Raw genomic sequence first — 26,835 nt, 5'->3', positions numbered from 1 at the left:
GGGACCTCGTCGCCCGGATCTCATTCGAGGACGGCAGCGGATTCCGAAATGAATCCGCTCCCTCGTTCATTGTGCCGACGGGACCGATCGGCAGCAGACGCAAGCGGAGCGTGACGTGAATCCAAAGGAGAAGGCGATGGCCGACGAGTCGCGATCGCGATTGGGCCGGGGTCTCGCGAGTCTGATCGGTGACGTCGGCCGCGAGGCGGGCGCTCCGCCGGAGCGGCCGCGCAATCAGCGCAAGGTGCCGATCGAATTCCTCAAGCCGAACCCGCGCAACCCGCGTAAGACATTTTCCGACGGCGAGCTCGCCGAGCTCTCGGCCTCGATCAAGCAGCATGGCGTGATCCAGCCGATCGTGGTGCGTCCGGTGAAGGGCCAGCACGACCGCTACGAGATCATCGCCGGCGAGCGGCGCTGGCGCGCCTCGCAGGCCGCCGGTCTGCACGAGGTGCCGATCGTTCCGGTCGATGTCAGCGACAGCGATGCGCTGGAGCTCGCGATCATCGAGAACGTGCAGCGCGAGGATCTCAATCCGATGGAGGAGGCGCAGGGCTATCACGCGCTCGCCAACGAGTTCAAACGCAACCAGGAAGACATCGCCAAGATCGTCGGCAAGAGCCGCAGCCACGTCGCCAACATGATGCGGCTGACCAAGCTGCCGGCCGAGGTGCAGGGCTTCATCGCGACCGGGCAGATCTCGGCCGGCCATGCGCGGGCGCTGATCAACCTGCCGGATCCGATGTCGGCGGCGAAGAAGATCATCGCGGAAGGGCTGAACGTCCGGCAGACCGAGGCGCTCGCGCATGAGGAGGGCGTGCCGGAACGCAAGCCGCAGAAGCCGCGCAGCAGCGGCAGCGCGCCGGCGGAGAAGAAGGACGCCGACACCATCGCGCTGGAGAAGCGCGTCGGCGATGCGCTCGGTCTTTCGGTGTCGATCAGCCACCGCGACCCCGGCGGCACGGTGCAGATCACCTACCGCAGCCTCGAGCAGCTCGACGAGGTGATGCGCCGGCTGGAGCAGGGCTAGGTTGTTAGGTCGTGGCGCTCATTGCGCCGCCGCGGCTGTGCCTCGGGCCTCCATGAGTTCGTTGCTCCGCTCTCACCTACGTCACGGCCGGGCTTGACCCGGCCATCCATTTTTTTGGACGAAGCGGATGGATGCCCGGGTCAAGCCCGGGCATGACGAGCTAATAATTTGGAAGAGCTACGGCTGTGTTTTTCGTCGCGATTGCCAAAGCGAGCACACGACTCTCTCCTCCGTCATTCCGGGGCGTGCGAAGCACGAACCCGGAATCCATCTCTCAGCAGATCCTGTAGCCCGATGGATTCCGGGCTCGCCCTTCGGGCGCCCCGGAATGACGGCTGAGGTTGGAGAGCGATCTCGGGTCCGCTCGGGCTGGAGTTCTCGACGCCGTATTCAGGGAGCCGGCGCACCGACCATCACCCCTTGCGCCGTGCCGCGACCGCGATCGACAGCAGCGTCCGCTGCGCGATCGCTGCCGCCAATCCCGGCTGCTTGCGCATGTCGAGCGCGGCTGTCGCCAGCTGGTCGATGATCGGCAGCAGGCGGGCAGGGGAGAAATTGCGCAGCGCCGTCTCGGCGCTCGGCTTGCGCGAGAAGTGCAGCCGGGGGAAGCCGCCTTCGAGGATGGACGAGACTGGCGTGCCGGAAGCGACGGCGAGCGCCGATTTGTGCAGCCATGCGGCATGTCGCTGCGCGGCGGAGATGATGACGCCGGGATAGGTGCCCGCGATCATCGCCTTGCCGAACTCGGTCTCGACCATTTCCGGCTTGCCGCCGAAGGCGCCGTCGACGATCGGATCGAGCTTCATCTCCGAGGCGTCGGCGACCACGGCCATCACATGGTCGAGCGTCACCTCGCCTTCGCCGTGGGCGAACAGGGTCAGCTTGCGCAGCTCGTTGCGGGAGGCCTGGCGGTCGCCGCCGAGCAGCGCCATCAGATAGGCGCGGGCCTCCGGAGAGATGCGCAGCGAGGCCAAGCGCAATTCGTCGTCGATCAGCTTGGCGAGATCGCGCTCGGTGTCCGGGTAGCAGCCGATCGCCACCGCCGTTCTGGCCTTCTCGCAAATCTTGCGCAGTGGCGAATCGGGGCGGATGTCGCCGGCCTCGATCACGACGCGGCAGTCCCGCACGTTCATCTCGCTGAGCGTCTCGACGCCGCTGGCGAAATTGCGCGAGCCGGCGCGCACCCGGATGGCCCGGCGGCCGCCGAACAGCGGCACGGTCATGGCTTCGTCGACGAGGCGCGACGGCTCCGCGGAGAGCTCGTCACCGTCGAGCCTGACCACGGAGAAGGGATCATCGGGGTTGTCGACGGCCGAAGCGATGAGGGCCTCGGCGCGCTCGCGAACCAGGCCAGTATCCGGACCGTACAACAGGATCAGCGGACGAGCGGCGTCCGGTTTGGCCAGGAAGGCATCGATGTCTCGTCCGCGCAGCGCGACCACGGCGATGTCAGCCGTGCGTCAGGTGCCCGCGGTGAAATAGGCCGCGAGCCGCGTTTTGATCTTTTCGGCGACCTCCTCGGAGGCGCGATCCTCGGCGTCACGGAAGGCCCGCTGCCGGGCGAAGCGCTGGTACGAGCCGGGGATGTCATAGGAGGTGCGTGCGAAGGTCGTTCCGGTCATGACCGATTTGTTGGTCGCCAGCTCGACCAGATTGTACTGCACGTCGAGGCCGACATTCTCGGTGGTCGGCAGGCCGGTGGTCTGCGAGACGATCAGCGAGGACCGGCTGGTCTGCAATCGCAGGACCAGCTTGTGGGTCGGCGCCGTGCCGGTTGCGGTGCCGTACAGCTTGAAGGCGAGCGCGTTGCGGATGCCGACGCCGATGCGCGCCTCGGGCGAGGCGTTCGGCTTGTCGACCGGCGGCAGCTCGATGCCCATCAGCTTTTCGCGCAGGCCGGGCGTGCCGTCGGTATGCTCTGCATACATCGGCTGGAAGCAGCCTGCCGTCAGCGCGGCCAAAGCGGCCACGGCAACAAGCCGAGCAGCGATCCGAAACCTAGCCGACGACATTCACGATCCTCTTGGGAACAATGATCACCTTGCGGACGGGTCTGCCATCCAGCGCCAGTTTTACTGCATCGAGGGCCAAAACGGCAGCCTCAATTTCCGGATTCTGCGCGTTGCTGGCGACTGTGACTTCTCCGCGCTTCTTGCCGTTGACCTGGACGACCAGGGTCATGCTGTCCTCAACCAGCAAATCTCGTTCGATTTGCGGCCAGGAGGCCTCCGAGATCAGCCCGGTCTGGCCCAGCACCTGCCAGCATTCTTCGGCCAGATGCGGCATCATCGGCGAGAACAGCTGCACCAGGATCCCGGCGGCCTCGCGAATCGCCCAGGCCAGGTCGGCCGCCGGCTTGGCCGGCCGCGCCAGGACGTCGGCCAGCGCATTGGCGAACTCGCGGATATGCGCCAGGCAGACGTTGAAGTGCAACCGCTCGATGCCACCGGTCACCTTGTCCAGGGCGCCGTGGGCAGCCTTGCGCAGCGCCAGCGCGTCGGGGCCGAACGCGGCCGGGCGGGAGGAGGGGGCCTCGGCCGCTGCCGCGACCGATTCGTTGACCAGCCGCCACAGCCGCTGGACGAAGCGCGCCGCGCCCTGCACCCTCTCGTCGCTCCAGATCACGTCGCGGTCCGGCGGCGAGTCCGACAGCATGAACCAGCGCGCGACGTCGGCGCCGTAGCTCTCGATGATGTCGTCGGGGTCGACGGTGTTCTTCTTTGACTTCGACATCTTCTCGATCGGGCCGATCGTGATGTCCTCGCCGGTGGCGGCCAGCACGGCGCGGCGGCCGTTGCCGCCGATCTCGATCTTGACCTCCGCCGGGTTGACGTAGGTGCCGTCGGCTTTCTGATAGGTCTCGTGGACCACCATGCCCTGTGTGAACATGCCGGCGAACGGCTCGTCCATCGCGACGTGGCCGGTGGCTTTCATCGCGCGGGTGAAGAACCGGCTGTAGAGCAGATGCAGAATCGCGTGCTCGACGCCGCCGATATACTGATCGACCGGCATCATCCGGTTGGCCACGGCCGGCGTCGTCGGCGCGGTCTCGTTCCATGGATCGGTGAAGCGCGCGAAGTACCAGGACGAATCCACGAAGGTGTCCATGGTGTCGGTCTCACGCTGCGCCTTGCCCCCGCATGCGGGGCAGGTGACGTGCTTCCAGGTCGGATGGTGGTCGAGCGCATTGCCCGGCTTGTCGAAGGTGACGTCGTCCGGCAACACCACGGGCAGGTCCTTGGCCGGCACCGGCACGACATCGCAGGTCGGGCAGTGGATCACCGGGATCGGGCAGCCCCAATAGCGCTGGCGCGAGATGCCCCAATCGCGCAGCCGGAAATTGACCTGGCGCTCGCCGACGGCGGCGCCAGCGCGCTGCTCGGTCTCCAGCCGCCTGGCGACCTCGTCCTTGGCCTGCGCGATCGTCATGCCGTCGAGGAAGCGCGAATTGATCAGGCGGCCGTCGCCGTCGAACGCGGTGTCGGTGATGACGAAGCTCGCCGGGTCTTGACCCTCGGGGCAGACCACCGGCGTGTTGCCGAGATTGTATTTGTTGACGAAGTCGAGGTCGCGCTGGTCATGCGCCGGGCAGCCGAAGATGGCGCCGGTGCCGTACTCCATCAGCACGAAGTTCGCGACATAGACCGGCAAGGTCCAGCTCGGATCGAACGGATGCACGGCGCGGATGCCGGTGTCGAAGCCCTGCTTCTCCGCGGTGTCGATCGCCTCCTGCGCGGTGCCGATCCGCTTGATCTCGGCGATGAACGCGGCGAGCTCCGGGTTCTTGGCGGCCGCGGCTTGCGCCAGCGGATGGTCCGCCGAGATCGCCATGAACTTGGCGCCGAACAGCGTGTCCGGCCGCGTCGTGAAGATCTTCAATTCGGTCTCGCCCGCCGGCGTCGTCTTGGGATCCAGCGCGAAGCGGATCAGCAGGCCTTCGGAGCGGCCGATCCAGTTGCGCTGCATCAGCCGCACCTTGTCGGGCCAGCGGTCGAGACCATCGAGCGCGTCCAGCAGCTCCTGCGAGTACTTCGTGATCTTGAACACCCATTGGTTCATCTCACGCTGTTCGACCACCGCACCGGAGCGCCAGCCGCGACCGTCGATGACCTGCTCGTTGGCGAGCACGGTCATGTCGACCGGATCCCAGTTCACCTTGCGCTTCTCGCGCTCGACCAGCCCTTCTTGCATGAAGTCGAGGAACATCTTCTGCTGGTGCTTGTAGTAGGATGGATCGCAGGTCGCGAACTCGCGCGCCCAGTCGAGCGACAGGCCGATCGAGCGCAGCTGCTTCTTCATCGCCGCGATATTGTCGTAGGTCCACGCCTTCGGCGCGACCTTGCGCTCGATCGCTGCGTTCTCCGCCGGCAGGCCGAACGCGTCCCAACCCATCGGATGCAGCACGTTGAAGCCCTTGGCACGCATGAAGCGCGCCAGCACATCGCCCAGCGTATAATTACGGACATGGCCGATATGGATGCGTCCCGACGGATAGGGAAACATCTCGAGTACGTAGTATTTCGGACGCGGATCGTCGTTCCTGGTGGCGAAGATCGCCTTTTCGTCCCACTGGCGCTGCCAGCGCGGCTCGGCTTCACGGGCGTTGTAGCGTTCGGATGTCATGGAATCGCTTGTAATTTTCGAGGATTCGCGTCGTTTGAAGACGGCGGACTAGGCCACAAAAGCGGCAGCCCGGTCAATGGGGCGACAGATGATGATACCATTTTGGGCATCCGCTAAGCGACGGTAATCGTGAGTTTTTTTGCAGCCTCTGCCGGCAGTGTCGAAGGTCCGATTGAGGCACGGTTAAGACTTGAATGGGAGACTGAGTGCATACATCCAGGCATCAGCCCGCATCTGGGATCACTCCACATCGTGTCCGGCGCTACGTTCGACGAGCTTGACTTCGAGTACGCGACGACGGTCGCGGAAAAGGCCATGAAATCCATGGCTCAACAGCGCGTGCCACCGACGCCTAACAACTTCCATCTGTGGTTCAAGTACTCACTGGGCTCGGCGTCGGATCTCAAGCGCGCCGTCGACATCCTGGTCAGCAACAAGCGCAAGTTCGACAAGACCACCAACCAGGCGCTGTTCGACACGTACATCGGCCAGCAGGGTACGGAAGCGGCTGTCGTCCACAAAGTCTCGCAGCAGTTGCATGGCGTGATGGACTCCGCCAAGCAGTATCTGACGGCCGCGATCGCCGACAACCGCACACACATGGCGGCGATCGATGGCGTCGCCGAACGCAGCGAGCAGGGCGTCGATCCGAAGATCCTGATCGAGAACCTGGTCAGCGAGCTCGCCCAGGCGACCGCGCGTGCGGCGAAACTCGAAGCGAGCTTTGCCGAGAAGTCACGCGAGCTCGACACCATCCGAGACTCGCTCAACAAGTCGGAGCAGCGCGCACGCACGGACACGCTGACCGGATTGCCGAACCGGCGCGCGCTCGAAGAGTTCTTCCGCCATGCGCAGGTCGAGGCGATGGAGCGCGACGAACCGCTCAGCGTCCTCCTGATCGACGTCGACCACTTCAAGAAGTTCAACGACAATTACGGCCATGGCGTCGGCGATCAGGTGCTGCGCCTTGTCGCCAAGGCATTGCGCGAGCGCGTTCGCGACAAGGATCTTCCCGCACGCTACGGCGGCGAGGAACTGATCGCGGTGCTTCCGCAGACCGACCTCGAAGGTTGCACCGTCATCGCCGAACGCATCCGGCGCACCATCGCCGATTGTCAGTTCACGCGGCGCTCGACCGGCGAGGTGTTGCCGCAGATCACGGTGTCAATCGGCGTCGGCCAGTTCCAGTTCGGCGAATCGATGGCTGATCTGATCGACCGTTGCGACCGCTCGTTGTATCTCGCCAAGAAGCTCGGCCGCAACCGCGTGGTCAGCGAGCTCGAGCTCGACCAGAAGCTCGCGGTCGGCTGATCGCAGGCCGCCGCCGCAGCCCTATCCTGCGCGTGCCACGCCGCTCCTGTCATCCGCGACATCCGCGAAGCCATGCGCGATGACCGTGTTGCGGCCGCGATGCTTGGCCGCATAGAGCGCGGCATCGGCGGCTTCGATCAGGTCGGAGGGCGTCAGCGACTCGTTCGGCCGGGTCGAGGCGACACCGACGCTCACGGTGACGCACCGATGCGCCGACGTCGCGTGCGGCAGCTCGAGCTCGAGAACCGTGGCGCGTACCTGCTCGCCGACCGCGAGCGCCTCTCTGGCGCCCATGCCCGGTAACAACAGGCAGAACTCCTCACCGCCATAGCGGCCGGCGAAAGCCGTCATTGCGCCGGCGATCTGCGACAGCGTCTCGCCGAGACGTGACAGGCAGGCGTCACCCTCAGGGTGCCCATACGTGTCGTTGTAGAGCTTGAAGTGGTCGACGTCGATCATCAGCAGCGACAGCTCGGTGCCGGCCTGCTGCGCGCGGCTCCATTCGACGTCGATGCGGTTCTGGAAGCCGCGGCGGTTGGCGAGGCCCGAGAGCATGTCGATCGACGCCATCACCGTCAGCCGGTCATTGGCGGCGACCAGCTCGCGCTCGCGCTGGCCGAGCTTGGCGGCCATCGCATTGAAGGACTTTGCCAGCGGAACGAACTCCGACGGCAGATGCTTGGTGGTGACGCGCGCCGACCAGTGGCCGTGGCCGAAGCGCTTGGCGGTCGCCGCGAGCATGCTGACGGGCTTCACGATCAGCTTCTCGGCGGCGATCAGCGCGCCGAGCAGCACGATCAGGCAGACGAGGCCAGCCTGCAGATAGGCGTTGCGGATCTCGCGGTCGATGGCGGCGGTGACGCGGGTCTCATCGATGCTGACGATCAGCCGCGATCCGGTGTCGGCGATCCGAGTGAAGGTGATCGCGCGCTTGGAGCCATCCGCCGCCGTGAAACTCATCGTCTCGGTCGGCTTCCCCGAACTCAGGGCGGTCTCGGCAACGGCCGACAACAACGGCACGCTGTCGAGCGGCCGGCCGATCAGCTCGTTGCGGTCGGCGGGCGCCGCCAGCACGGTTCCTTCGCTGTCGACCAGCACCGCCGTGATGCCGGGGCGGCCGCCAAGATTGTTCATGATCTTGGACATCCATTCCAGGTTCACGCTCGCCAGCATCACCGCGTCCGGCTCGCCGGTGATCGCGCCGACCGGATAGGCGGCCATGACGATCGGCACGTGCGACGGCTTCGACAGCAGGTAGTCGCTGAACACGAAATCACGTGATTCCTGGGCGCCACGGAAATACGGCCGGTCGCTGAAATCGAGCCCGACATATTGGTTGTTGGTCGAGCACTGGATGCGGCCGTCGCGGCCGGCGATCATCAGGGTGCGGATCCACGGCAGGGTCGCCGGCAGGCTGGCGCGCATCATGTCGCAGCTGCGGCTCACGCCGGTGCTCGACGCCCGGACATAGGCCGTCGACTTCAGTACCGTCTCCACCGACATGATGACCTCGCGCTGCATGTCGGCGCTTTGCCGGGCGAGGCCGGAGAATTCCTCCGATGCGAGTGCGATCTGCCTTGTCCTGGCGCTTTCCAGCGAGCGCGCGCGTTCCAGCATCAGCGGCGCGACCAGGATCAGGGCGAGCAGCGCCAGCCGGGCGCGGATCCCCATCAGCCGGTTCAGCTTCACTCTATTGCGATTGAACCGGATGCTTGGCATTTCTTCCCCCTACCCCCGGCCGTGAAGGGTAAGGAGAAGGGCTCAAGAACCCTTTCTCGAACTCTGTAAAATTGCAGCCAAACCCGTAAATCTACCGACGGACGCCATCGTGCCTGATGAATCGAACGCCTCAACCTCGTCCTCGCCGTCCGCGCTCGCCGCCGTCGAGCAGGAGATTCTGCGCGCCTGCCGCGACGCCAAACGCGATCGCGGCTCGGTCACGCTGATCGCTGTGTCGAAGACCTTCGATGCCGACGCGATCGAGCCGGTGATCGCGGCCGGACAGCGCGTGTTCGGTGAAAATCGCGTTCAGGAAGCCAAAGCCAAGTGGCCGCCGCTGATGGCCGCGCATCCGGGGCTCGCATTGCACCTGATCGGGCCGCTGCAATCCAACAAGGCCAAGGAGGCGGTCGCGCTGTTCGACGCCATCCATTCGGTGGACCGGCCAAGCCTGTGCGTGGCGCTTGCCAAGGAGATTTCCGCCCAGGGCCGGCATCCGCAGCTGTTCGTCCAGATCAATACCGGCGAGGAGCCGCAGAAGGCGGGCATCGCGCCCGGCGACGCCGACGCCTTCATCGCCGCCTGCCGCACGGATTACGGGCTCGCGATTTCAGGGCTGATGTGCATTCCGCCGGTCGACGAAGCACCGGGGCCGCATTTCGCGCTGACCGCCAAGATCGCCGCCCGCAACGGCCTCGCGCATCTGTCGATGGGCATGAGCGCCGATTTCGCCACCGCCATCCAGTTCGGCGCCACGCATGTCCGGGTCGGCTCGGCGATCTTCGGGCATCGCTGAAGGGGGCGCGGTCGCGGCCGCTCCCTACTCGAACCGCACCGATACCTGCCCCAGATCGCCGAAATCGGCCTCCATGTGGTCCCCGCGGCCGATCGGCAGCGGCGGATGACAGGTGCCGGTCGTGACCACCTGCCCTGCCCGCGCGGGCACGCCGAGCGCGCTGAGCTCGTTGACCAGCCAGGCCAGCGCTATCAGCGGATCACCGAGCACGTTGCGGCCGTGGCCGATGAAGGTCTCGCCACGCAGCGCGATGCGCGGCCGCTCCGCGGTCAGGTCGCGGCCGCGCCAGTCGGCGGTGCTGGCCTCGCCCAGCACGAACAGATGCGCGCAGGCATTGTCGGCGATCAGTTGCGCCTCGCCGGCGCTGACGAAGTCGGCGAACCGCGAATCGGGAATTTCGATCGCGGGGTGCAGCGTGTCGACCGCGGCCAGCACCTCCGCGACATCATAAGGTGTCGGTCTGGGCGGCAGATCGCGTCCGAGGCGGAACGCGAATTCCGGCTCGGCGACCCGCATCGCGTTGCCGGCCATCGACGCGGTGCCGCCGACCGGCAGCACCGTTTCGGCCAGGATCCGCCCGGCCATCGGACCGGCGACATTGATATGGCGCTGGCCGGCCTCGCTGGTCGCCGCAATCTTCCAGCCAAATAATGGCTTGGGCGAGTGGCGCTCGAGCTCGGCCTGGATGGCATAGCCTTCGGCGCGGTCTCTCGGACGCAGCTCCGGCGGCAGCTCTGCCAGCTTGCTGCCTTCGCTCCAATGCTGGCGCAGGATGCCCGCGGCGCTGGCTGGCTGATCCGGTGCGCGCATGACGTCCTCCCCCAACTCGCTTCTCATTCGATGACGATTCTGGTGCGCGGACCGATTCTTTGCAACAGACGCAGCATCGCCGGCCGGGTCATGGCCACGCAGCCTGCGGTCGGGCCGAAATTCGGCCGCGCCAGATGCAGGAACACGGCGCTGCCGCGGCTGGCGATCCGCGGCCGCGTGTTGTGGTCGATCTCGATGATGAAATCGTACAGATGGTCCTGGCGCGCCAGCCGGTCTCCGGGATGGTCGCCGTGCAGCCGGATCGCCTGGTTGTAACGCCGGTCGGCCGGGTCCTCGCACCACGCATCCTCCGGGCCAATCGGCCGGACCGGCAGAAAGGTGCGCGGACGCGAATGACGATCGGCCCGCCACCACAGCCGCCGGGGCCGGGAGGTCCCCCGGGGGGTGCCACCATCGCCCTCGCGCTTGTTGGCCAGGATGCCGCCGCGACCGAGCGCCACCGGAATGACATGGCCCCAGACATGGAGCCAGCCGCGCTGCCGCGACCCGGCTTTGGCGCGAATCGAGATCCGCGATGCTGGCATGCCAGGCTTCACCTTCGCTAACGACATGAAACAACGTGCCTTTTCATTGCCATGGATTGCCCGGTAATTGCCTTAATGTCGGCAAATGGTCCGCCGCGAGGGTCGAACAGGACAATCATCTCAATCCCTGCTCAATTCTGGAGTAGAGTCTCGGGCGCTTGTGAATCGGTAACAGCCCCCTACTTCAAGACGGAACAGGGCTGATGAGCCTGTTTGCCCACCGTTGACGGCGCCACCCATCCGATCCCGCCGGCGCCACCTAGAGGATTGTACAATGGCCAATGCCCGCAAGATCCTGATCGTGGATGACGACACCGATCTGCGCGATGCCCTGATGGAGCAGCTCTCGCTGCATGACGAGTTCGAAGCCCAGGCCGTCGATACCGGCGCCAAAGGCGCCACCGCCGCAAAGGCCAATTCACCCGACCTGGTTCTGATGGACGTCGGCCTGCCCGACACCGATGGCCGCGAAGTGGTGCGGTCCCTGCGCAAGGGCGGCTTCAAGGCGCCGATCATCATGCTGACCGGGCACGATACCGATTCCGACACGATTCTCGGGCTCGAATCCGGCGCCAACGACTATGTCGCCAAGCCCTTCCGCTTCGCCGTGCTGCTGGCCCGCATCCGGGCCCAGCTTCGCCAGCACGAGGCCAGCGAGGACGCGGTGTTCTCGGTCGGCCCCTACAGCTTCCGGCCGGGCTCGAAGATGCTGACCGGCGCCAACGCCCGCAAGGTCCGCCTGACGGAGAAGGAAACGGCGATCCTGCGCTTCCTGTACCGCGCCGGCCAGCAGCCGGTGTCGCGCGAGACGCTGTTGCAGGAGGTCTGGGGCTACAATTCCGGCGTCACCACCCACACGCTGGAAACGCACATTTACCGTCTGCGGCAGAAGATCGAGAAAGATGCCGCGAATCCGGAGATTCTGGTGACGGAGGCCGGTGGCTACAAGTTGGTACCGTGATAGGTTCGGGGATGGCGGTTTCGCCATTTATGATATTGGTTCCATTCAGCCTTCCCCGGGCCCTTGATGTCGATCGAAGACGATATTGCGCTATTGGAGCGCGTCCCAACATTGCGCCTGCTGGGAAGCGACTCGCTGCGCATGATCGCCATCGGCTCCGAGCAGCGTAACATCCAGAGCGGAGAGACCCTGTTCCGCGAGGGGGACACCGCCGATTGCGGCTATGTCGTGCAGCGCGGGTCGTTGCGCATCAGCGACGAGGTCGGTGCCGAGATCGTCGCCACGCCGACCATGCTGATCGGCGAGCTGGCGCTGCTGGTCGAGATGCGGCGCCCGGCGACCGCGACGGCCCTGGAATATTCGACCGTGGTGCGGATCTCGCGCAGCCTGTTTCAGCGTGTGCTGGAAAGCGACGCCAAGGCGGCGCGCCGGCTGCGCGACGAGTTCGCCCACCGCGCCAGCCGAATCGCCAACGACATCATGGCGGCCGGGGCCAAGCTCACGTCGTGATCTTCGTGACCGCGCGGGTCCGCTACGACACGTCCAGAGTCACCGTGACCGGCACGTGATCCGACGGCCGCTCCCAGCTGCGGGCGTCGCGCAGGATCCTGAAATCGCTGACCCGGTCCTTCAATGCGCGTGACACCCAGATGTGGTCGAGCCTTCGGCCGCGGTCGCCGACGGTCCAGTCGGCCGCGCGGTAGCTCCACCAGGTGTAGACCTTCTCCGACATCGGGATGCGCTCGCGAGCGACATCGACCCATTCGCCATGGGTCTGCGCCGCCAACAGCTTTTCACATTCGATCGGCGTGTGCGACACCACCTTCAGGAGCTGCTTGTGCGACCAGACATCGTGCTCATGCGGCGCGACGTTGAGATCGCCGACCAGGATATGCCGGTCGTCGCCGCGTGGATGCAGCGGCTCGCACGCCTTCATTTCGTCGAGGAATTGCAGCTTGTGCTCGAATTTCGGATTGAGCGCGGGGTCGGGAATGTCGCCGCCTGCGGGCACATAGAAATTGTGCAGCACCAGCGGCTGCGCGAGCTGCGCCTTTTCGCCGAACGCCACCGTGATGTGGCGCGAATCCACCTTGTCGCAGAAGGTGCGGACGTTGGTCTCCTCGAACGGCCATTTCGAGATCACGGCGACGCCGTGATAGCCCTTCTGCCCGTTCAGCGCGACGTGCTCATAGCCGAGCCGCTTGAAGCGCTTCAGCGGAAAGGCGTCGTCGATGCACTTGGTCTCCTGCAGGCACAGCACATCGGGCCTGACCTGCTTGATGAGCTTGGCGACGAGGTCGATGCGCAGGCGCACCGAGTTGATGTTCCAGGTGGTCAGGACGAGACGCATGAGACCCGCGTCATACCATGAATTGCGGCGATGTCAGCGATTCCGCATCGCCTCGGACGCATCGGACTGACCGCGTTGGTTGGCCTTATCCCCAGCCATGTGGGACGGCGCCTGATCAGCGCCGTTTGCTCTCGATGACGTCCCATACGCGGGCGGCGATGTCGGGTCCGCCGAGCCGCGAGATCGCGCGGATGCCGGTCGGCGACGTCACGTTGATCTCGGTGAGGTTGCCGTCGATCACGTCGATGCCGACCAGCAGCAGGCCGCGCGCGCGCAATTCCGGACCGAGCGTGTCGCAGATCTCGCGCTCGCGTGCGCTGAGATCGGTGGCCTGCGCGGCGCCGCCGCGCACCATGTTGGAGCGCAGATCGTCTGCTGCCGGCACGCGGTTGACGGCGCCGGCGAACTCGCCGTCGACCAGGATGATGCGCTTGTCGCCGTGCTTCACCTCGGGGAGGAAGCGCTGGATCACCCAGGGCTCCTTGAACGTCACCGAGAACATGTCGAACAGCGAGCCGAAATTCATATCCTGCGGCATCACCCGAAACACCGCCGCGCCACCATGGCCATGCAGCGGCTTCATCACGACAGCGCCGTGCTGATCGCGGAAGGCGTTGATCTCGTCGAGATCGCGCGAGATCAAGGTCGGCGGCATCAGTTGCGGGAAGTTCATCACGAACAGCTTTTCCGGCGCGTTGCGGACGCTTGCGGGATCATTGACCACCAGCGTCTTCGGATGGATGCGCTCGAGGAAATGCGTCGAGGTGATGTAGGCGAGATCGAACGGCGGATCCTGCCGCAGCAGCACGACATCAAAGGATGTCAGCGCGGTCGGTTTCGGTTCGCCGAGCGTGAAATGGTCGCCGACCTGGTCGCGCACCGTCAGCGCCTGCACCGGCGCATAGAGCTCGCCGCCGCGCAGCGACAGCTTGTCGGGCGTATAGTAACACAGGCCATGGCCGCGCCGCTGCGCTTCGAGCAGCATCGCGAAGGTCGAGTCGCCGCGGATGTTGATGCGCGCGATCGGGTCCATCTGGACGGCGACGTTCAGTTTCATGGGCAGGTCCCTGCTCTCTGCAATCAGTTCATGTCAGGTGCTGGCGTCGAACGCCGCTACCAGATGGCGCGGCAGGCTGCGCGGCGCAACCAGAATCGCGTCGAAGCGCAGCTCCAATTCGGCATGGTCGGGATGCGCCATCAACCAGGCCTGCGCGGCATCGATGATGCGCTGCTGCTGGCGCGGCGTCACCGCATAGGCGGCATCGTCGAGCGAGGCACGCGCCTTGACCTCGACGAAGGCAACCAGGCCGCGCCTGCGCGCGATGATGTCGATCTCGCCTTGGGGCGTGCGGAAGCGTTTGGCGAGGATGCGATAGCCCTTGGCGATCAGCAGCGCTGCGGCGCGGGCTTCCGCCGATAATCCGGTGCGGAAGGCGGCGACGCGTTCGGGTGCCGCCGTCTTCGCCGGCTTGTCAGGGGAGACGCGCTCAGTCTTCGCCATCGGCCGACCCTGACCGCGCGTCCTTCACCAGCTCGAGCGCGCGCGCATAGACTTCGCGGCGCGGCCGGCCGGACAGCTCGACGGCATGCATCACGGCATCCTTGACGCTCGATCGCTGCAGCAGATCCTTCAACACGGCGTCGAGCGCATCCGGCGTCAGCACCCCGGCGCCGCGCGGCGGCGGACCGATCACCAGCACGAACTCGCCGCGCGTTTCGAGATCGCCGGCCTCCGCAGCGAGATCGCCGATGGCGCCGCGCAGCACCTCCTCGTGCAGCTTGGTGAGCTCGCGGCAGATCGCGGCCTGACGTCCCGCCATGGCATCGGCGAGGTCGGCCAGCGTCTCCTGCACCCGGTTGCCGGCTTCGAACAGCACCAGCGTCGCGTCGATCCGCGCGAGCTCGGACAGCCGCGTACGCCGCGCCTGCTGCCTGGCCGGCAGGAACCCCTCGAAGAAGAAGCGGTCGGTCGGAAGCGCGGCCACGCTGAGCGCCGCGAGCACGGCGGAAGGTCCCGGCAGCGCGGTGACAACATGCCCGGCCTCACACGCCTCGCGCACCAGCTTGTAGCCGGGATCGGAGATCAGCGGCGTGCCGGCGTCGGACACCAGCGCGATGGCCGCGCCTTCGGCGAGGCGCTGCAGGATCCTGGGTCTGACGGCTTCGGCATTGTGCTCATGATAGGCTGCGAGTTCCGCGCTGAGGCCGTAGCGCTCGGTCAGGCGCCGGGTGATTCGCGTGTCCTCGCACAAGATGAGGTCGGCGCCGGCCAGGGTTTCCAGCGCGCGCAGCGTGATGTCGCCGAGATTGCCGATCGGGGTCGCCACCAGATGCAATCCAGGCCGCGCCTTGGGCGCCGCAACGATCTGCCCCGCCACCAGATAGGTCGACGTGGTGGAAGATTTGCCGTCATCCGGCGACGTCTTGGGGATTGCCTTCGCGCCCATCGAGGTAATTTAAAGGGCCTGCCGCGGGATTGCCACAGGGGAACAGCCGCGCAGCGATTTTGAAGTGCCGATCGGCACGGGGGGGCCGTTCATCGCAGCTTCAAGTTCGAAGCTGCACCTCGATGAGGGTGTGTACGAGCAGGGGATAGGCCGTGCAAAACGTCGAATTGATCGGCTGTGTGGCGCTGACAGCCTTTTGTTTTGCTTAACTATTCGTCGACAATATGAGTGAATCTGCACGGCCTGCGGGACGTGCGTTTGGGGAACTTCTGGCCGGACTCGGCCGAACGAAGAGATGCCATGGTGGGCCCGCGTCATCCCAACTCTCTCGGTCCGGGATCCCATGGGGTCGCCCGGCGAACGGCGCTGGGCCTGATCGTCGGCGCGCCGCTGCTGTCGGCGTGCTCCAACGTCCAGCAGGGCTTCAATCCGTTCGAGCAGCCGACCGCGCCGGCGGGACCGCCGCAGCAACCGGCGGTGGCCGGCAACGGCCAGGTCAAGGTCGGGCTGATTCTGCCGCTGTCGGCGTCGGGCAATGCCGGCGTCGCCGCGCAATCGATGAAGAACGCCGCCGAGATGGCGCTGGCCGAGTTTCAGAACCCCAACATCCAGCTCCTGATCAAGGACGACGCCGGCAGCCCGCAAGGGGCGCAGCAGGGCGCGCAGCAGGCCTGCGACGAAGGCGCCGAGATCATTCTCGGCCCCCTGTTCGCGGGCTCAGTGCCGGCGACGGCTCAGGTGGCGCGCGCGCGCAACATCTCGGTCATCGCCTTTTCGACCGATTCGAGTGTGGCGGGGCGCGGCGTCTATCTGCTCAGCTTCCTGCCGGAGTCCGATGCCAGCCGCATCGTCGAATATTCCGCCAGCGTCGGCAAACGCTCGTTCGCGGCGCTGCTGCCCGACAATGCCTACGGCACCGTCGTCGAGGGGGCGTTCAAGACCGCGGTCAGCCGCCGCGGCGGACGCATCGTGGCATTCGAGAAATATTCCGGCGACCGCAACGGGCCTGCGCGCACGGTGGCGCAGGCGCTCGGCGGCGCCGATGCGCTGCTGCTGGCCGATGACGGCGAATCGGTCGCGGCGACGGCCGATGCGCTGACCGCTGCCGGCGCCAATCTGCGCAACATCCAGTTGCTCGGCACAGGGCTGTGGGACAATCCGCGCGTCTATGCCAGCGCCAGCCTGCAGGGCGGCCTCTATGCCGCGCCGGATCCCTCCGGCTTCCGCGCCTTTGCCGGCCGCTACCGGACGCGATTCGGCGGCGATCCCGTACGTACGGCGACCCTCGCCTATGATGCGGTGGCGCTCGTGGCCGCGTTGGCGCGCACCCAGGGCAACCAGCGTTTCGCGCCCGATGTCCTGACCAATGCATCCGGCTTCGCCGGCATCGACGGGCTGTTCCGGTTCCGCAGCGACGGCACCAATGAGCGCGGGCTTGCGGTGATGCGCGTCGGTTCGGGTGGCGGACAGGCGGTCGCCGGCGCGCCGAAGAGTTTCAGCGCGACGTGAGTCGCAGCACTTCTCAGGCGGCGAGGTCGGCGACGACCGCGTCGAGCACCGGAAAGCCGTCCTGGGTCACGCGCAGCCGCCCGTCCGGATCGACCGCGATCGCGCCCTCCTCGCGCAGCAGCGCGATGCGGCGCGGATCGAGCCTGCGGCCGGAGATCCTTGCGTAGCGCTGCGGGTCGATGCCCTCGGCCAGTCGCAGCCCCATCAGCAGGAATTCGTCGGCGCGCTCCTCGCGGTTGAGCTCGTCGTCGGTCATGACACCATGACCGTTGGATTCGACCCGCATCAGCCAGGCTTCCGGCCGCTTGTCGGTCGCTGTCGCGTGCCTGATGCCGCCGATGTCGAGGCGGCCATGGGCGCCCGGGCCGATGCCGGCATATTCCTGGCCGCGCCAGTAGACGAGGTTGTGCCGGCACTCCGCGCCGGGCCGGGCGTGATTGGAAATCTCATAGGCCGGCAGTCCGTGACGGCCACAGATCTCCTGCGTGACGTCGTACAAGGTGCGCGCCAGGCCTTCGTCCGGCGTCTTCAGCTTGCCTGCGGCGTGCAGGCCGAAGAACGGCGTGCCTTCCTCGATGGTCAGTTGATACAGCGACAAATGCTCAGCCGCCTCGCCGATCGCCCGCGTCAGCTCTTCGGTCCACATCTGCGGCGTCTGGTCGGGCCGCGCGTAGATCAGATCGAACGAATAGCGCTCGAATGCATGGCGCGCGATCGCCACCGCCTTCATCGCCTCTTCAGCGGTGTGCAGGCGGCCGAGCATCTTGAGCGACGCATCGTCCATCGCCTGGACGCCGAGCGAGACCCGGTTGACGCCCGCGGCGCGATAGCCGGCAAAGCGGGTCGCCTCGACGCTGGTCGGGTTGGCTTCGAGCGACACCTCGACATCGCCAGCGACGTGCCAGTGCCGGCCGATCGCGTCGAGAATGGCGCCGACCGTCTGCGGCTGCATCAGCGACGGGGTGCCGCCGCCGAGAAAGATCGACGTGACGGTGCGCGGCCCAATGCGGGCGGCCGTGGTCGCGATCTCCTGCGCAAAGGCGCGGGCGAAGCGGTCCTGATCGATGGCGGCATGCCGGACGTGGCTGTTGAAGTCGCAATACGGACATTTCGACAGGCAGAACGGCCAGTGCACATAGACGCCGAACGCTTCGCTGTCAGCGCTGCTCAAGACAGATCTCCGCGAGTTTCACGAAGGCGCGCGCCCGGTGCGACAGGCCGAGCCCGAGCGGCGGCAGGCCATGTTTCTCGATGCTGGTCATCTCGCCGAAGGTCCGGTCGTGGCCCTCGGGCAGGAACATCGGGTCGTAGCCGAAGCCCGCCGTGCCACGCGGCGGCCAGACCAGGGTGCCGTCGACCCGCGCCTCGACCTCCTCGACGTGACCGTCCGGCCACGCCACGCACAGCGCCGAGACGAAATGGGCGCTACGCTTGTCGGCACCAGTCGCGTCCCGCTCCTGCAGGAGGCGCTCGATGCGCGTCATCGCGCCGGCGAAATCCTTGTCCGGTCCTGCCCAGCGCGCCGAATAGATCCCCGGCGCCCCATCGAGCGCATGAACCACGATGCCGGAATCGTCGGCAAAGGCAGGAAGCTGCGCGGCTCTGGCCGCGGCGACCGCCTTGATGCGGGCGTTGGCCTGGAAGGTCTCGCCGGTCTCATCCGGCTCGTCCAGGCCGAGATCGCCGGCCGACACCGCCTCGACGCCATGGGGAGCGAGCAGCTCGCGCATCTCGGCAAGCTTGCCGGGATTGTGGGTCGCAATGATGATGCGACCGGTGAGCTTGCGGTGCGGGCTGCTCACGCGACCGCCATCTTCTGCAGGTCGACCAGCCGCGCGACGCCCTTGCGGGCGAGCGCCATCAGCGCCAGGAATTCGGCCTCGGTGAACGGCGTCTTCTCCGCCGTGCCCTGCACCTCGATGATGCGGCCGTCGCCGGTCATGACGAAATTGGCGTCGGTCTCGGCCTCGGAGTCCTCGGCGTAGTCGAGATCCAGCACCGGCGTGCCGTTGTAGATGCCGCAGGAGATTGCGGCGACGTTGGCGCGCAGCACCTCGGTCTTGATCATGTTGCGCGATTTCATCCACTTGATGCAGTCGGCCAGCGCCACCCAGGCGCCGGTGATCGACGCCGTGCGCGTGCCGCCATCGGCCTGCAGCACGTCGCAATCGACCGTGATCTGGCGCTCGCCGAGCGCTTCCAGGTCGATCGCGGTGCGCAGCGAGCGGCCGATCAGGCGCTGGATCTCGACGGTGCGGCCGGTCTGCTTGCCGGCGGAGGCCTCGCGCCGGGTCCGTTCCAGCGTGGCGCGCGGCAGCATGCCGTATTCGGCGGTGATCCAGCCGCGTCCCTGGCCCTTCAGCCAGGGCGGCAGCCGGTCCTCGAGCGTGGCGGTGACCAGGACATGGGTGTCGCCGAACTTCACCAGGCAGGAGCCCTCGGCGTATTTGACGACGCCGCGTTCCAGGCTCACGGCCCGCAGTTCATCCGGTGCACGGCGGCTCGGCCGCATGATTCTCTCCGTGAAAGCGCGCGAAAGACCGACTTTGACGGGCCTTGTAGGAGCCGGGACCGGCAGCGGCAAGGGTTTATCATGGCTTCGCCCGCGAGCGCCGACCGGCTTGCCACCGAGCCGCCGCATGGACACATTATAGGCAGCTGGGAGGAGTGCATCTGGTGGCCCACCACGATCCGATCAACCTGATGACACCGCCGGCCGGTCTGGCGCACCTGAACGAGCGCTCGCGCGAGATCTTCCGGCAGATCGTCGAAAGCTATCTGGCGACCGGCGAACCGGTCGGCTCGCGCAACATTTCGCGGCTGATCGCGGTTCCGCTGTCGCCGGCCTCGGTGCGCAACGTCATGGCCGATCTCGAGCAGCTCGGCCTCATCTACGCGCCGCACACCTCGGCCGGCCGGCTGCCGACCGAGGCTGGCCTGCGCTTCTTCGTCGACGCCCTGATGCAGGTCGGCGACATGACGGAGGCCGAGCGGCAGTCGATCCAGAGCCAGCTCGCGGCCGTCGGCCAGGCGCAGTCGGTCGAAGCGGCGCTGGACGAAGCGCTGACCCGGCTGTCGGGTCTGACCCGTGCCGCTGCCGTGGTTCTCACCGCCAAATCCAACACCCGCCTGAAGCACATCGAGTTCGTCAGGCTCGAGCCCGAGCGCGCGCTCGTCGTTCTGGTCGGTGAAGACGGACAGGTCGAGAACCGGGTCCTGACCCTGCCGCCGGGCGTGCCGTCGTCGGCGCTGACCGAGGCGTCCAATTTCCTCAATGCCCGCATCAGAGGACGGACGCTGGCGGAAGCGCGGCTCGAGCTCGAGACCGCGCTGGCGCATGACCGTGCCGAGCTCGATCAGTTGACGCAGAAGGTGATCGCCGCCGGAGTCGCGAGCTGGTCCGGAGGGGACAGCGACGAGCGGCAGCTCATCGTGCGCGGCCACGCCAACCTGCTCGAGGACCTGCATGCGCTCGAAGATCTCGAGCGTGTCCGGCGGCTGTTCGACGATCTCGAGACCAAGCGCGGCGTCGTCGATCTGCTCGGACGGGCGGAGAGCGCGGAAGGTGTCCGCATCTTCATCGGCTCGGAGAACAAGCTGTTCTCGCTGTCGGGCTCGTCGACGATCGTGTCGCCCTATTCCGACGCCACGGGGCGCATCGTCGGCGTGCTCGGCGTCATCGGTCCGACCCGGCTCAACTATGCCCGGGTGATTCCGACGGTCGATTATGCCGCGCGTCTGGTCAGCCGGCTGCTGGGTGGCTGACGCGTGACTTGGTTCACCCGCGGACAGCGCCTCCGGGCGCAATGGTCAGGCTGCGCTTGATTTTCGACGCCCAAAGCACGATATCCCGCCCCATATCCCCCAAACCCGTCAGCCGAACTTGCGAGTCTGTCCATGACCGATCCCGACCTGCATAAGAATGATCCGGAAAACCCGGCGCAGGCCAGCGAACCCGTCGTCTCCAAGCCCTACATCATGCCCGATGATCCTGAGGCCGGCTCGGCCGAGGCCCTTGCCAAGGAGGCGGCCGACGCGCGCGACAAGATGCTGCGCACGCTCGCGGAGATGGAGAACCTGCGCAAGCGGACGGCCCGTGAAGTCGCCGATGCGCGCATGTACGGCATCACCGGCTTCGCCCGTGACGTGCTCGATATCGCCGACAATCTGCAGCGCGCGCTCGATGCCGTGCCGGCCGAGACACGCGCCAATGCCGATGCGGGCCTGAAGTCGCTGATCGAGGGCGTCGAGCTCACCGAGCGCTCGCTGCTCAACACGCTGGAGAAGAACGGCGTCAAGAAGTTCGATCCGACGGGACAGAAGTTCGACCCCAACTTCCAGCAGGCGATGTACGAGGTCCCGGATCCGTCGGTGCCGTCCGGTACCGTGGTGCAGGTCGTGCAGGCCGGCTTCATGATCGGCGAGCGCGTGCTGCGCCCCGCGCTGGTCGGCGTGTCCAAGGGTGGCGCGAAGGCGGCGCCGGCGGCGAGCAACGATCAGTCGAACAGCGCCGCCTGACGGCGAGCCTAGGCAGGCGTCCCGCTGCCGTCCTGTCGATCGAATGAACAAGCCACGGGCAACGATGCCCGTGGCTTCTTGTTTGTCGGCGCGACTTTGTAGTCCGTCTCACGGCGAGTGGCCAACGTGATCACGACGTCCGATGCCGGGCTGGTCTCAGCCTCTCGGCTGGATGCCGTCGCGGACGGCGCGGAAGCGCGGGAAGGCCGCCGACCACTGGTCGCGCGGCGCGCTGCCGATGATCCGCAACGTGTTCGGCCCGCCGAAGCGCAGCCACTGCACCACCGTCACCGGCGTATTGTCCTTGCCGCTGGTGGCGTCGATCCGGGTCTCATAGGCCGGCTGGCCGTCGATGCGGATCGGCTCGGACATCGTGATGCGCGCTTCGCGGACGCCCGGAATGGTGGTGGCCGCCTGCTGCGCGACGCGCGCGCGGTCGCCTGCCTCCGGGGCGACGCCGGCCACCAGCCCGATCACCACGAAGGGCGCGGCCTCGAAGCCCTTGTCCTCTTCGCCATCGGCCAGGATCAGGGCGCCCGGCCCGAGCGTGCGGATGGTCTTGAACCCGGAGAGGTCGGTGACCTTGAACGGCATCATCGCGAGCTGCTCGTCGACCGGAACGTCCTTGCGGACGACGGCGGAGGCGAACATCTGGCGCACGGCATCGTCGGTATAGATCCGGCTCGCGGTCTCCGGGATCTGCACGGCCACGTAGCCGGAGAAGCCGTTGCCGGGCAGGATCATCGAGTAGCGCCGCACTGGCGTGGCGCCATCCCGGCCGTTCTCCACCGTGTAGTAGGCGGTGCCGGCAGCGGTCTCGATGCTCTCCGGCTTGACGCTGCCGGTCCCGGCGGGATTGGCGGTAAACGCATTCTTCACCTCGCCATAGGCGGCCGCCGGCAGTTCGGTCAGCAGCACCTTGACGCTCTGGTCCTCGGTTTCGAAGCCGGAGAACGTCTTGGCCTTGGCGAGTCCCACCAGGGGCGCGAGCCCGATGCGGACGCCGGGCGGAAATATGGCGTCGGCGGCCAATGCGGGGTGCAGCAGCGACATCAGCAGGGTGGCCGCGGCGAAAAATCGAACGATCATCATCAACATTGCCTCGTTGACCGAGGCCTCGTGCCGAGGCGGTCGGGATCCTCGCCAGCGTGGTCTTCGGCGGGCACGCTTTTAGCGGCTTTGCGCCCCCCGCAACAGGCCGGGCGCGCGGTTTTGATCGCCTGCGGCGATTGGCGGGACCCCGCAGGGGCGCATTTCGCGGATAATTCGCCTCGAAAGGCGGATTCAGGATGGTCCAGCGCTAGCTGCGTTTCAGGATTTCGACGCCGTCGACGGTCTGTACCAGCACATAGGGCTCGAGCAGAGCCCTGAGTTCGGGGTCGGAACGCGCCCAATCGCCCCAGTCGCTGTTCTGATTGTCGATCAGGACGACGTCGGGCGGCTGTTTCCGGAAGTCGGCGACGATCCCGGCGCGTTCGCGTTCCACGTAGGGCGCGAGCCTCTGCGCCGTCTGTGAATCGATGGTTCCGTCCTGTTGCGAGCGGCGAACGATTTCTCGGACCCAGAACGCCTCCTGGCGCGAGATCCAGGTGCCATCGAGGGTCCGCACCATGGGGTGGCCGATGACCGCAGCCGCGCTGAGCACCAGCATGCTCGGGTGCGGACCGAGCCGCGCCACCTGGGCTTCGATCTGCCGGACGTCGACGCTGCCATTGAACCAGAAGCAGGTCTGCACGAACAGCACGGCGCCGGCGAGAGCGGTGGCGGCACGCGGCCAGCGTCGCGCGTCGCGGCTGCTGTCGATCGCCGACACCGCAAGGCCGGCGGCCAGCAGCGCCAGCGCGACCATGGGGTAGGCGTGATAGCCCCAGCCTTTCTGCTGCGCGACGAACGACACCAGGAAGCCGAGCGATCCGGCCAGCGTGGTGAAGGACGCCGCGTCGCGCTCGTATTGCCGGCGCTGCAGGAGGAGGACGATGATTGCCGCGGCGAGCCACAGGCCCATCGGCAGAGTGACGAGGATGGTCGGTACGGGCGCCTTCAGAAGCAGATAGACGTCGCGGACCAGCGGATAGATGACCGTGAAATATTCGGGAAAGAACAGGTAGATGCACGCCGCGTTGAGCAGCACCAGGGCCGCGGCGATCCAGTTCTCCAGCGCGAACAGCACGCGCCAGTCGCGCGCCTGCGCGGCGGCGGCGAGAATGCAGAAGCCGACGCTGAAGGCGAAATAGGGCTTGAAGCTCATCGTGAGGCCGGCGCTGAGCCCGGCGATGAGCATGGCCGTCGGGGCTATCCGCTCGCCCTCGGCGCGCAGGATATACACCGCGATCGCCGGCAATATCGTGATCAGGGCCAGATGTTCCCGCTGGCCGAAATCATACATCGGCGCGATCAGGAGCAGGGCGGTCGTCCAAGCCGCCAGCCGGCCGTCCGCGAGCCGATGGCGCAGGGCCGATGTCCGCAGCACCAGCCACACCAGCGTCAGGGATGCTGGGGTCAGTGCGAAGATCAGGATATTCGTCGCCAGCTCGGGCCTGAGATGGATCGCACGCGCCAGTGCGACCGCCAGAAGATAGACCGATCCCGCCATGGGCGGATTCGTCTCGAGGATGTCGACGTAGAGTCGCTGGCCATCGAGCATGCGCTCGCTGACGAGGAGCCACCAGCTGACGTCGACATTGAGGGGAAGGACGTACCGCAGCCACGCGGCTGCAACCACGATGGCGCAGATCAGCAGTCTCGGGAACGTGGCCTGGCCGGCTTCACGCGCGCGTTGCGGAAAGCCCCAATCGGTGTCGATGACCATGCCTCATTCCCGTCCCAGGAGTGCGGCAGGCTAGGGCCCGTGGGTTAACAACGCATTTCGGTCATTGGGGCAGATCAGCGGTACCGGGTCTGTCGCACTTGCCGGCGATCGCACACCCTGCATTTCGCACCAGCCGTTCGATGTGCCGACAGGTGGACCCGCGCAGTCGCCTCCGGTCCGAGCCGCCGTTCCGCGTCGCCGCCGGGCCCGATGGGCCGCTCTGATGTCTCCATGATGACCTTGGGCGGCGGCCGTGATTTTCGTGGGGTCGAACCCCTGGTCCGGTCCTTGCGGGCCACTCCCCCCCTCCTATATGACGCTCATCGTCGCAATATCGCGAGCATTTGATCTGAGGGGGTTTTGGATGGGGGCGCCGTCAGGGCCCCACCCAACCTGCCGCAAAAAGAAGGATATGAGACCATGGGAAAGGTCATCGGGATCGATCTCGGCACCACGAATTCGTGCGTGGCCGTCATGGACGGCAAATCGTCGAAAGTCATCGAGAACGCCGAGGGCATGCGCACCACGCCGTCGATCGTCGCCTTCAGTGACGACGGTGAACGTCTGGTCGGTCAGCCGGCCAAGCGCCAGGCCGTGACCAACCCCGAGCGCACCTTCTTTGCGGTCAAGCGCCTCATCGGCCGCCGCTACGACGACCCGATGGTCGAGAAGGACAAGAAGCTCGTCCCCTACAAGATCGTCAAGGCCGGCAACGGCGACGCCTGGGTCGAGGCCGACGGCAAGACCTATTCGCCCTCGCAGGTCTCCGCCTTCATCCTGCAGAAGATGAAGGAGACCGCGGAAGCCCATCTCGGCCAGAAGGTCGACCAGGCCGTCATCACCGTCCCCGCCTATTTCAACGACGCCCAGCGTCAGGCCACCAAGGACGCCGGCAAGATCGCGGGCCTCGAGGTTCTGCGCATCATCAACGAGCCGACCGCGGCCGCGCTCGCCTACGGCCTCGACAAGACCAAGGCCGGCACCATCGCCGTGTACGACCTCGGCGGCGGCACCTTCGACGTCTCGATCCTGGAGATCGGCGACGGCGTGTTCGAGGTGAAGTCGACCAATGGCGACACCTTCCTCGGTGGTGAAGACTTCGACATGCGTCTGGTCAGCTACCTCGCCGACGAATTCCAGAAGGAGCAGGGCATCAACCTGCGCAACGACAAGCTCGCTTTGCAGCGCCTCAAGGAAGCTGCCGAGAAGGCCAAGATCGAGCTGTCGTCGACCACCCAGACCGAGATCAACCTGCCCTTCATCACCGCGGACCAGTCCGGTCCGAAGCATCTGACGATGAAGCTGACCCGCGCCAAGTTCGAGGCGCTGGTGGCCGACCTCGTCGAGAAGACCATCGAGCCGTGCCGCAAGGCGCTGAAGGATGCCGGCCTCACCGCTGGCGAGATCGGCGAAGTGGTGCTGGTCGGCGGCATGACCCGCATGCCGAAGATCCAGGAGATGGTGAAGCAGTTCTTCGGCAAGGAGCCGCACAAGGGCGTCAACCCCGACGAGGTCGTGGCGATCGGTGCGGCCATTCAGGCCGGCGTGCTGCAGGGCGACGTCAAGGACGTGCTGCTGCTCGACGTGACCCCGCTGTCCCTGGGCATCGAGACCTTGGGCGGCGTGTTCACCCGCATCATCGACCGCAACACCACGATCCCCACCAAGAAGAGCCAGGTGTTCTCGACCGCCGAGGACAATCAGAACGCGGTCACCATCCGGGTCTTCCAGGGTGAGCGCGAAATGGCGGCCGACAACAAGATGCTCGGCCAGTTCGACCTGATGGGCATTCCGCCGTCCCCGCGCGGCATGCCGCAGATCGAGGTGACGTTCGACATCGACGCCAACGGCATCGTCAACGTGTCGGCCAAGGACAAGGCCACCGGCAAGGAGCAGCAGATCCGCATCCAGGCCTCGGGTGGTCTGTCGGAGGCCGATATCGACAAGATGGTCAAGGACGCCGAGGCCAACGCTGTGGCGGACAAGAAGCGCCGCGAGGCGGTCGACGCCAAGAACCATGCCGACGCGCTGGTGCACTCGACCGAGAAGGCTCTGGCCGAGCATGGCTCGAAGGTCGCCGACACCGAGCGCCGTGCCATCGAGGATGCCGTCAGCGATCTCAAGGAAGCGCTGAAGGGCGACGATGCCGAGGCGATCAAGGCCAAGACCAATACGCTGGCCCAGGCGTCGATGAAGCTCGGCGAGGCCATGTACAAGCAGCAGGCCGAGAGCGATGCGGCCCGCGACGCCGCCAAGGATGACGTGGTCGACGCGGAGTTCACCGAGGTCGACGACGACAAGAAGAAATCTGCTTAACTGAGGCAGAGGTAGTGACCATGACCCCCATGCCAAAGAGCGCTTTCAGCGGCTCGTTGGATGGGGGTCATTTTCATTGACCCGGAACGC

General features: G+C 66.3%; 24 protein-coding genes. 9 read left to right on the top strand and 15 right to left on the bottom strand.

Annotated elements, in window-relative coordinates:
• Window positions 1-136 precede the first annotated feature (136 nt).
• Window positions 137-1,030: a ParB/RepB/Spo0J family partition protein gene (locus QW863_RS09715; RefSeq protein WP_315716956.1), complete on the top strand. Its 894-nt coding sequence runs from the start codon at window positions 137-139 to the stop codon at window positions 1,028-1,030.
• 413 nt (window positions 1,031-1,443) lie between these two features.
• Here the strand turns inward: QW863_RS09715 and holA are convergent, their stop codons facing one another.
• Genes holA through leuS form a run of 3 tightly spaced genes read right to left on the bottom strand, consistent with a single transcriptional unit; the run spans window position 1,444 to window position 5,653 of the window.
• Entirely contained in the window at window positions 1,444-2,472 is a 1,029-nt protein-coding gene (gene holA, locus QW863_RS09710; protein WP_315716806.1) for a DNA polymerase III subunit delta, read from the bottom strand.
• Window positions 2,473-2,490: 18 nt separating this feature from the next.
• Complete coding sequence (gene lptE, locus QW863_RS09705) at window positions 2,491-3,042, bottom strand: LPS assembly lipoprotein LptE (RefSeq protein ID WP_315716807.1); 552 nt, start codon at window positions 3,040-3,042, stop codon at window positions 2,491-2,493.
• Window positions 3,029-5,653: a leucine--tRNA ligase gene (gene leuS / locus QW863_RS09700; protein ID WP_315716808.1), complete on the bottom strand. Its 2,625-nt coding sequence runs from the start codon at window positions 5,651-5,653 to the stop codon at window positions 3,029-3,031. Before leuS ends, lptE begins: the two co-directional genes overlap by 14 nt.
• Before the next feature lie 324 nt (window positions 5,654-5,977).
• Here leuS and QW863_RS09695 point away from each other — a divergent pair, with 324 nt between their 5' ends.
• Entirely contained in the window at window positions 5,978-6,964 is a 987-nt protein-coding gene (locus QW863_RS09695; protein ID WP_315716957.1) for a GGDEF domain-containing protein, read from the top strand.
• 21 nt (window positions 6,965-6,985) lie between these two features.
• Here QW863_RS09695 and QW863_RS09690 read toward each other — a convergent pair whose 3' ends face one another.
• Complete coding sequence (locus tag QW863_RS09690; RefSeq protein WP_315716809.1) at window positions 6,986-8,683, bottom strand: diguanylate cyclase domain-containing protein; 1,698 nt, start codon at window positions 8,681-8,683, stop codon at window positions 6,986-6,988.
• 109 nt (window positions 8,684-8,792) lie between these two features.
• Here QW863_RS09690 and QW863_RS09685 point away from each other — a divergent pair, with 109 nt between their 5' ends.
• The gene (locus tag QW863_RS09685) at window positions 8,793-9,479 is read left to right on the top strand and encodes a YggS family pyridoxal phosphate-dependent enzyme (protein ID WP_315716810.1); all 687 of its coding nucleotides are present in this window, start codon (window positions 8,793-8,795) and stop codon (window positions 9,477-9,479) included.
• Between the two features lie 24 nt (window positions 9,480-9,503).
• On the opposite strand, the gene QW863_RS09680 is transcribed toward QW863_RS09685, so the two are convergent.
• Complete coding sequence (locus tag QW863_RS09680; RefSeq protein WP_315716811.1) at window positions 9,504-10,289, bottom strand: 2-keto-4-pentenoate hydratase; 786 nt, start codon at window positions 10,287-10,289, stop codon at window positions 9,504-9,506.
• A 23-nt stretch (window positions 10,290-10,312) separates the two neighbouring features.
• Window positions 10,313-10,834: a L,D-transpeptidase gene (locus QW863_RS09675; protein ID WP_315716812.1), complete on the bottom strand. Its 522-nt coding sequence runs from the start codon at window positions 10,832-10,834 to the stop codon at window positions 10,313-10,315.
• 274 nt (window positions 10,835-11,108) lie between these two features.
• Between QW863_RS09675 and QW863_RS09670 the strand changes: the two genes are divergently transcribed.
• Together QW863_RS09670 and QW863_RS09665 are read left to right on the top strand one after the other, a co-directional pair.
• Window positions 11,109-11,795: a response regulator transcription factor gene (locus tag QW863_RS09670; protein ID WP_315716813.1), complete on the top strand. Its 687-nt coding sequence runs from the start codon at window positions 11,109-11,111 to the stop codon at window positions 11,793-11,795.
• A 66-nt stretch (window positions 11,796-11,861) separates the two neighbouring features.
• Entirely contained in the window at window positions 11,862-12,305 is a 444-nt protein-coding gene (locus QW863_RS09665) for a cyclic nucleotide-binding domain-containing protein (protein WP_315716814.1), read from the top strand.
• A gap of 22 nt (window positions 12,306-12,327) precedes the next feature.
• Here the strand turns inward: QW863_RS09665 and QW863_RS09660 are convergent, their stop codons facing one another.
• The 4 genes from QW863_RS09660 to rsmI form a co-directional block, all read right to left on the bottom strand.
• On the bottom strand, window positions 12,328-13,146 hold the full coding sequence (locus QW863_RS09660; protein ID WP_315716815.1) for an exodeoxyribonuclease III: 819 nt from the start codon (window positions 13,144-13,146) through the stop codon (window positions 12,328-12,330).
• 115 nt (window positions 13,147-13,261) lie between these two features.
• Window positions 13,262-14,203, bottom strand: coding sequence for a glutathione synthase (gshB, locus tag QW863_RS09655; protein WP_315716816.1), 942 nt, complete (start codon window positions 14,201-14,203; stop codon window positions 13,262-13,264).
• 33 nt (window positions 14,204-14,236) lie between these two features.
• Window positions 14,237-14,647 (bottom strand): YraN family protein, encoded by a 411-nt coding sequence (locus QW863_RS09650; protein WP_315716817.1) that lies wholly within the window; start codon window positions 14,645-14,647, stop codon window positions 14,237-14,239.
• Window positions 14,634-15,593: a 16S rRNA (cytidine(1402)-2'-O)-methyltransferase gene (gene rsmI, locus QW863_RS09645; RefSeq protein ID WP_315716818.1), complete on the bottom strand. Its 960-nt coding sequence runs from the start codon at window positions 15,591-15,593 to the stop codon at window positions 14,634-14,636. Before rsmI ends, QW863_RS09650 begins: the two co-directional genes overlap by 14 nt.
• A 300-nt stretch (window positions 15,594-15,893) precedes the next feature.
• On the opposite strand from rsmI, the gene QW863_RS09640 reads away from it, so the two are divergent.
• The gene (locus tag QW863_RS09640; protein WP_315716819.1) at window positions 15,894-17,102 is read left to right on the top strand and encodes a penicillin-binding protein activator; all 1,209 of its coding nucleotides are present in this window, start codon (window positions 15,894-15,896) and stop codon (window positions 17,100-17,102) included.
• Window positions 17,103-17,115: 13 nt separating this feature from the next.
• On the opposite strand, the gene hemW is transcribed toward QW863_RS09640, so the two are convergent.
• From hemW to rph, 3 genes are read right to left on the bottom strand one after another with little or no spacing between them, the layout of a single operon-like run.
• Complete coding sequence (gene hemW / locus QW863_RS09635; RefSeq protein ID WP_315716820.1) at window positions 17,116-18,273, bottom strand: radical SAM family heme chaperone HemW; 1,158 nt, start codon at window positions 18,271-18,273, stop codon at window positions 17,116-17,118.
• Window positions 18,260-18,904, bottom strand: a complete 645-nt coding sequence (rdgB, locus tag QW863_RS09630) for an RdgB/HAM1 family non-canonical purine NTP pyrophosphatase (protein ID WP_315716821.1) — start codon at window positions 18,902-18,904, stop codon at window positions 18,260-18,262. The genes hemW and rdgB overlap by 14 nt, the downstream gene beginning before the upstream one ends.
• Complete coding sequence (gene rph, locus QW863_RS09625; protein ID WP_315716822.1) at window positions 18,901-19,614, bottom strand: ribonuclease PH; 714 nt, start codon at window positions 19,612-19,614, stop codon at window positions 18,901-18,903. Before rph ends, rdgB begins: the two co-directional genes overlap by 4 nt.
• A gap of 164 nt (window positions 19,615-19,778) precedes the next feature.
• On the opposite strand from rph, the gene hrcA reads away from it, so the two are divergent.
• Together hrcA and grpE are read left to right on the top strand one after the other, a co-directional pair.
• Window positions 19,779-20,867 (top strand): heat-inducible transcriptional repressor HrcA, encoded by a 1,089-nt coding sequence (gene hrcA, locus QW863_RS09620; protein ID WP_315716823.1) that lies wholly within the window; start codon window positions 19,779-19,781, stop codon window positions 20,865-20,867.
• Between the two features lie 132 nt (window positions 20,868-20,999).
• Entirely contained in the window at window positions 21,000-21,620 is a 621-nt protein-coding gene (grpE, locus tag QW863_RS09615; RefSeq protein WP_315716824.1) for a nucleotide exchange factor GrpE, read from the top strand.
• Between the two features lie 156 nt (window positions 21,621-21,776).
• Here the strand turns inward: grpE and QW863_RS09610 are convergent, their stop codons facing one another.
• Both QW863_RS09610 and QW863_RS09605 read right to left on the bottom strand, forming a co-directional pair.
• On the bottom strand, window positions 21,777-22,712 hold the full coding sequence (locus QW863_RS09610) for a hypothetical protein (protein ID WP_315716825.1): 936 nt from the start codon (window positions 22,710-22,712) through the stop codon (window positions 21,777-21,779).
• Between the two features lie 208 nt (window positions 22,713-22,920).
• Window positions 22,921-24,429 (bottom strand): hypothetical protein, encoded by a 1,509-nt coding sequence (locus tag QW863_RS09605; RefSeq protein WP_315716826.1) that lies wholly within the window; start codon window positions 24,427-24,429, stop codon window positions 22,921-22,923.
• A 420-nt stretch (window positions 24,430-24,849) separates the two neighbouring features.
• Between QW863_RS09605 and dnaK the strand changes: the two genes are divergently transcribed.
• On the top strand, window positions 24,850-26,745 hold the full coding sequence (dnaK, locus tag QW863_RS09600; RefSeq protein WP_315716827.1) for a molecular chaperone DnaK: 1,896 nt from the start codon (window positions 24,850-24,852) through the stop codon (window positions 26,743-26,745).
• The last annotated feature ends 90 nt before the right edge of the window (window positions 26,746-26,835 follow it).

Source organism: Bradyrhizobium sp. SZCCHNR1017 (assembly GCF_032381375.1).
Classification (GTDB): Bacteria; Pseudomonadota; Alphaproteobacteria; order Rhizobiales; family Xanthobacteraceae; genus Bradyrhizobium.
Note: the sequence above shows the minus strand (reverse complement) of the source record. Positions and strands in the feature narration are given on the sequence as shown.

Bases quoted from the DNA above. Each gene is read 5' to 3' on its own strand.
- dnaK (WP_315716827.1), top strand. From the start codon at position 24,850: ATGGGAAAGGTCATCGGGATCGATCTCGGCACCACGAATTCGTGCGTG.
- QW863_RS09715 (WP_315716956.1), top strand. From the start codon at position 137: ATGGCCGACGAGTCGCGATCGCGATTGGGCCGGGGTCTCGCGAGTCTG.
- QW863_RS09670 (WP_315716813.1), top strand. From the start codon at position 11,109: ATGGCCAATGCCCGCAAGATCCTGATCGTGGATGACGACACCGATCTG.
- QW863_RS09690 (WP_315716809.1), bottom strand. From the start codon at position 8,683: ATGCCAAGCATCCGGTTCAATCGCAATAGAGTGAAGCTGAACCGGCTG.
- QW863_RS09650 (WP_315716817.1), bottom strand. From the start codon at position 14,647: ATGGCGAAGACTGAGCGCGTCTCCCCTGACAAGCCGGCGAAGACGGCG.
- gshB (WP_315716816.1), bottom strand. From the start codon at position 14,203: ATGAAACTGAACGTCGCCGTCCAGATGGACCCGATCGCGCGCATCAAC.
- lptE (WP_315716807.1), bottom strand. From the start codon at position 3,042: ATGTCGTCGGCTAGGTTTCGGATCGCTGCTCGGCTTGTTGCCGTGGCC.
- grpE (WP_315716824.1), top strand. From the start codon at position 21,000: ATGACCGATCCCGACCTGCATAAGAATGATCCGGAAAACCCGGCGCAG.
- QW863_RS09675 (WP_315716812.1), bottom strand. From the start codon at position 10,834: ATGCCAGCATCGCGGATCTCGATTCGCGCCAAAGCCGGGTCGCGGCAG.
- QW863_RS09665 (WP_315716814.1), top strand. From the start codon at position 11,862: ATGTCGATCGAAGACGATATTGCGCTATTGGAGCGCGTCCCAACATTG.
- QW863_RS09640 (WP_315716819.1), top strand. From the start codon at position 15,894: ATGGTGGGCCCGCGTCATCCCAACTCTCTCGGTCCGGGATCCCATGGG.
- rsmI (WP_315716818.1), bottom strand. From the start codon at position 15,593: ATGGGCGCGAAGGCAATCCCCAAGACGTCGCCGGATGACGGCAAATCT.
- leuS (WP_315716808.1), bottom strand. From the start codon at position 5,653: ATGACATCCGAACGCTACAACGCCCGTGAAGCCGAGCCGCGCTGGCAG.
- rph (WP_315716822.1), bottom strand. From the start codon at position 19,614: ATGCGGCCGAGCCGCCGTGCACCGGATGAACTGCGGGCCGTGAGCCTG.
- QW863_RS09610 (WP_315716825.1), bottom strand. From the start codon at position 22,712: ATGATGATCGTTCGATTTTTCGCCGCGGCCACCCTGCTGATGTCGCTG.
- QW863_RS09605 (WP_315716826.1), bottom strand. From the start codon at position 24,429: ATGGTCATCGACACCGATTGGGGCTTTCCGCAACGCGCGCGTGAAGCC.
- QW863_RS09680 (WP_315716811.1), bottom strand. From the start codon at position 10,289: ATGCGCGCACCGGATCAGCCAGCCAGCGCCGCGGGCATCCTGCGCCAG.
- QW863_RS09695 (WP_315716957.1), top strand. From the start codon at position 5,978: ATGGCTCAACAGCGCGTGCCACCGACGCCTAACAACTTCCATCTGTGG.
- QW863_RS09660 (WP_315716815.1), bottom strand. From the start codon at position 13,146: ATGCGTCTCGTCCTGACCACCTGGAACATCAACTCGGTGCGCCTGCGC.